Raw genomic sequence first — 6,608 nt, 5'->3', positions numbered from 1 at the left:
CAGCTCCCCGACCCGTCCCGCCGGATCGGGGACGGCCGGACACGCATCCCGCGTGACCTCGACGGGCGACGCCACAGGCGGAGGCGCGGGCCGAGACCCGGCGGCAGGCGGAGGTCCAGCCGCAGGCGGAGGCACACTCGCGGGCAGAGGCACCGTTGCGGGCAGAGGCACAGTCGCAGGTGTCGGCACCCTGCCCGGCGACGCGGCATCCGCCCCGCGATCGGTCACGACCCCGGTGGCGCAGTCGATCGCGAAGTACTCGACGCACCCGACCGCGCAGCCGGTACAGATCCCCGTCTCCTGCCCGTCGGGCAGAAGGCCCCCGCACCCGGGACTGCCGCACTCGGCGAAGCTCTTCCACCGCCGTCTGGGGGCGGGCAGCTTGCGCTCCAGGCGGTCGGCGAGCAGACGCCCCACGCTGTAGACCTTGCCCGGCAGGCCCTGCGTCAGCGCGTCGGTGATCTCGACGACGGTGGCACCGCGCACCAGCCACCGGCACACGGCGGGCACGAGCTCGCGGACCTGCCGTTCACCGAGCCGCAGCCGGGCGTCCACCGCTTCGAGCCGTCTCAGCACCCGCGCGGCCTCGACCTCGTGCGCCGCCCGGGCCGCATCGGCCTCGGCCACCCCGCTCGGATCCGGCCGCTCGCCCGCCCCTCCCTCCCCGCCGTCCGCGACGGCCCCCGCTTCGTCCTCGGCGTCCGCCACCGCCCGCCCGATCCCCCGGCCCGTCTGCCCGCGGTCCCTCTGTCCGCGGTCCGCCTTCCCCCGGTTCCGTCGCCGTCGGCGGATCAGGGAGGGCTTTTCCCCGTCCTTCCCCCGTTCCTTTCCCGCCCAAGGGGACGTGCCCGCGTTCCCGGCGCCCACGTCACCGGTACCCGGACGGGTGGGAACCGGCGGCCCAACCGCAGGGGCCAGCCCGCCCGCCGGACTCACGGCCCCCGCCCCCGCGACCCCGGGCAGCTCGTACACGTCCACCTTGGAGACGATCCGCCCGGTCCCGAGCTCACGACGCGTACTCGTCACCCAGTACCCGAGCTTCCGCAGCTCCGCGACCGCCTTGGCGACCGCGCTCCTGCCCTGCGGGTAGTCGTCGCTCAGGCTCCGGACGTTCTCCCCGACGCCGTTCGGAAGGGACAGGATCAGCGCGAGGATGCCCCGCGCGGTGTGGGAGAGCCGCCGGTCCTGGATGGCCTGGTTGGCGATGATCACGAAGTCCCGGTCATGCACCGGGATACGATGAATCTGCATGGGAGTTGTGTTCTCCTGATGCCGGACCCCGGGGTGTTGGTAGCACCGCCGGGGTCACCTGTGGCCGCGCTCTCGCGCGTCTTGTACGGCCATACTGCCAAGCCTTTGCCGTATGGGCGAATTTACCGAAATAGTCCGATTGTCGACCGCCGCCAACGGGCATGCCGAGCACTATCCGGCCTTGATGGTCGAGTAGCTCCACACGTCCGCAGGAATCTCGTGCTGCAGGTCCCACGTGATGGCCATCGGCTTACTGCCCGTGTGCTCCACGTACTTCGCCGGCCCGAGGAGCATCCAGGGTTGAGCACCGCCGATGTCGGTGTTCTTGTAACGCCGCACGAACAGCAACACGCTGGTACCCAAAGACACGTGGTTTTGATACCGGACACCGGTGTTCGACGTCTCCGACGTCTGATTCTGTGACTCCCAGTGGAACCGCTTCTCGTTGATCGCGTAGTCGTGGTACCGCGTCTGCGGGGAGAAGTCCTTTTCATCCTTCTCCAGCGTGATGAACAGGGCGTCGGTCCTTATCGACTCACACCACTTCACGCCCTCGCGGAAGTCACCCGGCATGAAACCACCCACCTCCGACTGGCCAAGCGCCGGCAGAATCTCCTCACGGCTGTAAGAAGCGTGCACGGTCAACGGGATACCGGCGGCACCTCCGACACCCAGCAACCGGATCGGCACATGCTCCGTGCGCTCCAGGTTGTAGGCCAACACCTGTCGCAATTCGTGCCGCACGGCCGGGTGCTCACGAAGCAACGCGAGGCCCTCGTCGTAGTCACTGAAGCCCTTGCGAGTCACACCCCCGAGAGGCCACAGCTGAAAAAAGAACATCCGCGCGTACGCCTTGCCCTGCTCGTCGAGATCGCCGTACAGCGGAGCGTCGTCCTGCAACATGCGGGTGTACGCCTGGACTCTGGCCGGATCGTCGACATGCAGGAAAGAGGGGACGCGACGCAGCAACTGCGCTTCACCCTCGGGCCCCTTCGCGGGAAGCAGACCTGACCGACGGAGGAGCCCCGTCCAGGAGTTCCCATTACCGCGGTACACCTCCTTGAGTTCGCGGCCACTCTTCGCCACATAGCTAATGAGGGAGGTCTCCTTGTACTGCGCCACCTCACGCGCCAGAGCCGTGACGTTGACGCCAATCTGATCCTTGATGTTGGCGATGATGATCTTCTTTGCTTTCTCCTCCAGGAGGATCTCACACCCTGAGGGAAGCTGCGGAAAACCGTCCTCGATGTGACCGAGGAGGCGCTTTCGCGTAAGGTTCGTCAGCGCTCTGAATTGGTTTTCGAAGCGGAATTCCTTGCGATGCTGCCCGATGAAGTCCAAGACGGTCAAAACTGCCTTGCCCTCGGATCGGCGCAGCCCACGGCCCAGTTGCTGGAGGAATACCGTGGCACTGGAGGTGGGGCGCAGGAGCAGCAGAGTATCGACATCGGGAATGTCGAGTCCCTCATTGAGGAGATCGACCGAGAAGATCACATGCAGGTCGCCTGCGCGAAGATCGGCCAGGGCCTTCCTGCGCTCGTCCGGCGGGGTCTTGCCGGAGAGCGCCACGGCGTTGAACCCCGCAGACTGAAAGAACTTGGCCATGAAATCTGCATGGGCTACCGAGACACAGAAACCCAGCGCGCGCATGGCTCGCGGGTCAGCCACCTTGTCTTGCACCGCTCGCACGATGAGGCGGGCGCGAGCGTCATTGCCCGTGAGGACATTGCTCAGGGCATCGGCGTCGTAGGAGCCCCGCTTCCACTCGACAGCACTGAGATCGGTGTTGTCCGTGATGCCGAAGTAATGGAAGGGGCTGAGGAGATCGTTCTCCAGCGCCTCCCAGAGTCGCATCTCAGCAGCAATCCGACCGTCGAAGAACTCGTCCTGAATGTTCTTGCCGTCCATCCGCTCGGGCGTCGCGGTGAGCCCGAGGAGTTCCCTTGGCTTGAAGTGATCGACGATCTTCCGGTACGTGAGCGACGTGCCGTGGTGGAACTCATCGATCACGATCACATCGAAGTGATCGGGAGCAAGGCGGTCGAGCGCCCGAGCGTTCAGGGACTGCACGCTGCCGAAGACGTGCGTCCAACGCTCCGGGATCTCCCCGCTGTACAGCTCCTCTCCGAAGTTCGGATCCACGAGAACGTCCTGGTAGGTGCGCATCGACTGCTGGAGGATTTCCTTGCGATGCGCCACGAAGAGAAGGCGCAGATCGCGACCCAATCTCTTGCGGAGTTGCTTGTAGTCGAGTGCCGCCATGACCGTCTTGCCCGTACCGGTGGCCGCAACCAGCAGGTTGTGGTGCCGGTCGTGGACCACGCGCTCAACTTCCAGTCGCTCCAGCATGTCGCGCTGGTGGGGGTAGGGACGGACCTCCAAGCCAGAAAGGGTGATCCGTCGTGTGCCCTTGCCGGACGGGGATGCTCCTCCGGCGATCGTGAGCGCCTCCTGCAAGCGGTCGCCGTCCCTGTCCGGGTCGTACGCTTCGAAGGCCGAATCCTCCCAGTACGCATCGAAGGTAGCTTCGAACTTACGGAGAGCGTCGGGCGTAGCCACACTCGAAAGGCGGACGTTCCATTCGAGACCATCGAGGAGTGCGGCCTTCGAGAGATTCGAACTCCCCACGTAGGCAGTGTCATAGCCACTGTTGCGCCGGAACAGCCAGGCCTTTGCATGCAGTCGGGTAGACCGGGTCTCGTAGTTGACCCTGACCTCCGCACCGAACTCGCGCACCAGGCGGTCAAGGGCGCGCCGCTCGGTAGCACCGATGTACGTGGTCGTGATGACGCGGATCGGGACGCCGCGGTCGCGGGCGGCTTGAAGGGATTGCTCGATGATCCTCAGCCCGTGCCATTTGACGAAAGCGCAGAGTAGGTCGACTCGGTCCGCCGTGGCCAACTCGGCGCGTAGCTCGAAGCCAAGGCTGGGCTCGTCGGGAGAGTTGGTGAGCAGTGCGGTGTCGGAGAGCGGTATGCCGGGGCGAAGCGCGTAGACCCCCGCTGCCTCTTTGCGGGCCACGGCGAGTAGTTGACGCGGTCCCGGGATGACGTGATCGACCCATTCCCGCGCACCGTCGAGCGTGCTGATCGCGTCGAGGATGTGGTTGGCCGCGTGGACACGCTCATCTGGATCGAGATTGTGGAGCAGCCCTTGGACGTTCTCCGCCACATGCCGGGCCAACACGTGAGGCACGGACTCTGCACCTACTTCAGCGGTGACGGGACGCCAGCCCATTTCCGCCAGCTTGTCGAGTTGCTGGCTCACGCGGAGCGTGATGAGGCGCTCGTAGAGGCCCTCCACTGGACGTGACTGATCGGCGTGAAGGGCCACACAGACTCCTCTGGCAACTGGGAATTTCCTGAGCAGGTTTAGCAGATGCGTCAGACGACACTGAGTTACTTCCGATGAGACGACCCTGTCGACCGGGGCACTCGATGAGGCCCCGGCCAACTGGTCATCGCCCCCGCAGGGGGATCGGTTTGCGGTTGCGGATGCCGTCCAGGACGGACGTGTCGACGGCCGGCCGTTGGCGGGGGGTGGTGGCGCGGAGCTGGATGGTGCCGCGGTCGCTGAGGGCGTTGCGCCACTCGGCGGGCTTGGGGCGGGTGCCGCGCGGGCCGGTGGCCTGCTGGAAGAGGCTGCGGACGGCGGACTCCTGGCGGTCGTTGAGGCAGCCGGGGACGAGCCGCAGGGTCGCGCCCGGGGTGACGTACGGATCCTGGGTGAGGAGGCGGACGACGGCCAGTGCCGTCTTGTAGGCGTCGCTGTCCACGCACGCCTGGGACGGCGGGGTCAGCGGGTCGCCCCAGTCCGGGGTGTCGGCCTGGGCCTGGACGGCGGCGCCGCCGACGCGCCGGAAGCCGTCGCAGTCGAGGAAGTGGACCGACGGTTCCGGCGAGAGGGACCAGAGGATGTTGGCGTGGGATATGTCCCCGATGACCATGCCGGCGCCGTGGAACCAGTCCACCGCGTCGGCGCAGGCCGCCGCCAGTGCCCTGCGCTGCTCCGGTGAGGGCTGCGGCACGCTCCGGGTGCCGGCCTTCGGCGGGTGGAGGGCGTGCTGGAGTTCCAGCAGCTTGGTCCGGCCGCTCGGCGCCTGCCAGGTCAGACGGTCGGGGGCGCGCCGCATCAGGAAGCCGACGGCCCGGCCGCCGTCGGTCACCCGGCACAGGGGCCATGCGGCGACGGCGTCGAGGCGTGCGCGATCGGCCGCGGCGAGCGACTGCCGGAAGGCGGGCAGGACGGACAGGGCCGCCTGGTCGACGGTGTGGGGGTTCTTGTACTCCTTGAACAGGAGGTCGCCGACGCCCTCGACCGGATAGACGTCGCCCTGGCCGCCGCTGCCCATCCGGTCACGCAGGACGAGCGACGTACGGGGCACGTCCTGGCCGTCGTCGGCGCTCATCGGGTCGCCCCTTCCCAGACGCAGATCACCGTGCGGTCGTCGTCGTACGTCCTGGCACGCAGCTGGGCCTGCCAGAGGAAGTCGGAGAGCGCCGGGACCTCGCCCGAGCCCCAGTAGCCGGCGAGACGCTCGGCGACCTCGCGTTCCTGGTTGATCGGGTTGACGATGCCGTCGGTGCCGAGCACCAGGACGTCACCGGGGGCCGTGGTGACGATGTGGGTGACGGCGCTGCCGTAGGAGACGGGCAGGGCGGCGGTACGGGTGTCGACCATGGCCTCGTCGGCGCCCGGCCCGCCGTACCAGCGGCCGTCGCGGAGGATCAGCAGGCCGCCGTCGCCGACGCCGATCAGCGCCCGCTGCCGCAGAGCCGGGTCGGACGGCACGAGGAGGACGTGCAGGGTGGTCGCGTAGTCCCGGTCGCTGTAGTCGGGGTCGGAGCCCGCGCCCCAGGCACGGCGGAGATCCTCCACCGAGGTCGCGATCACCCGGTTCGCCAGGCCGTTGAGCGTGGCGAGGTCCTCCTGCGCCAACGCCTGGTGCAGGTCGGCGGCGATCTGGTGCAGCCGGCCCGCCACCCTGCGGGTCGCGTCGTGGGCGGCGACGTGGGACCGCCTGGACGATCCGACGCCGTCGGCGACGGCGAGGACCAGCAGCTCCTTGTCGGGCGCGCCGATGCGGGTGATGGTCATCGCGTCCTGGCGGCAGCTGCCGTCCCAGCGGTGGGAGTCGCCGCGTACGGAGACGCCCCGGACCGCCAGCCCGTCGGTGAGCAGGCCGTCCAGCACGATCTCCGGCGTGAGCGCCGCGAAGGTGTCACCGTCGTTCAGGGACGGCTTGGCCTTGGGGTAGGGCGGGTACGCCGGGGGGCGCTTGCCGACGTGCTCGGGCAGGCCCCGCACTTGCTCCGGGACGAGCGCCGGCAGTTCCGGTTCGTGTGCGGCGGGGGGCG

At 68.0% G+C, this 6,608-nt stretch carries 4 protein-coding genes; all 4 read right to left on the bottom strand.

Annotated elements, in window-relative coordinates:
* On the bottom strand, positions 1-1,251 hold a 1,251-nt coding region (locus HW445_RS34130; protein WP_306673322.1), incomplete at its 3' end, for a helix-turn-helix domain-containing protein.
* A 171-nt stretch (positions 1,252-1,422) separates the two neighbouring features.
* The gene (locus HW445_RS14645; protein ID WP_257231072.1) at positions 1,423-4,488 is read right to left on the bottom strand and encodes a DUF3427 domain-containing protein; all 3,066 of its coding nucleotides are present in this window, start codon (positions 4,486-4,488) and stop codon (positions 1,423-1,425) included.
* Between the two features lie 220 nt (positions 4,489-4,708).
* Complete coding sequence (locus tag HW445_RS14640) at positions 4,709-5,659, bottom strand: hypothetical protein (protein ID WP_180221459.1); 951 nt, start codon at positions 5,657-5,659, stop codon at positions 4,709-4,711.
* A partial coding sequence (locus HW445_RS14635; protein ID WP_218956986.1) for a protein phosphatase 2C domain-containing protein occupies positions 5,656-6,608 on the bottom strand: 953 nt, incomplete at its 5' end. The genes HW445_RS14640 and HW445_RS14635, both read right to left, overlap by 4 nt.

This window comes from Streptomyces sp. UH6 (assembly GCF_013421635.1).
Lineage (GTDB): Bacteria > Actinomycetota > Actinomycetes > Streptomycetales > Streptomycetaceae > Streptomyces > Streptomyces abyssomicinicus.
This window is presented reverse-complemented; position numbering and strand designations above follow the sequence as displayed.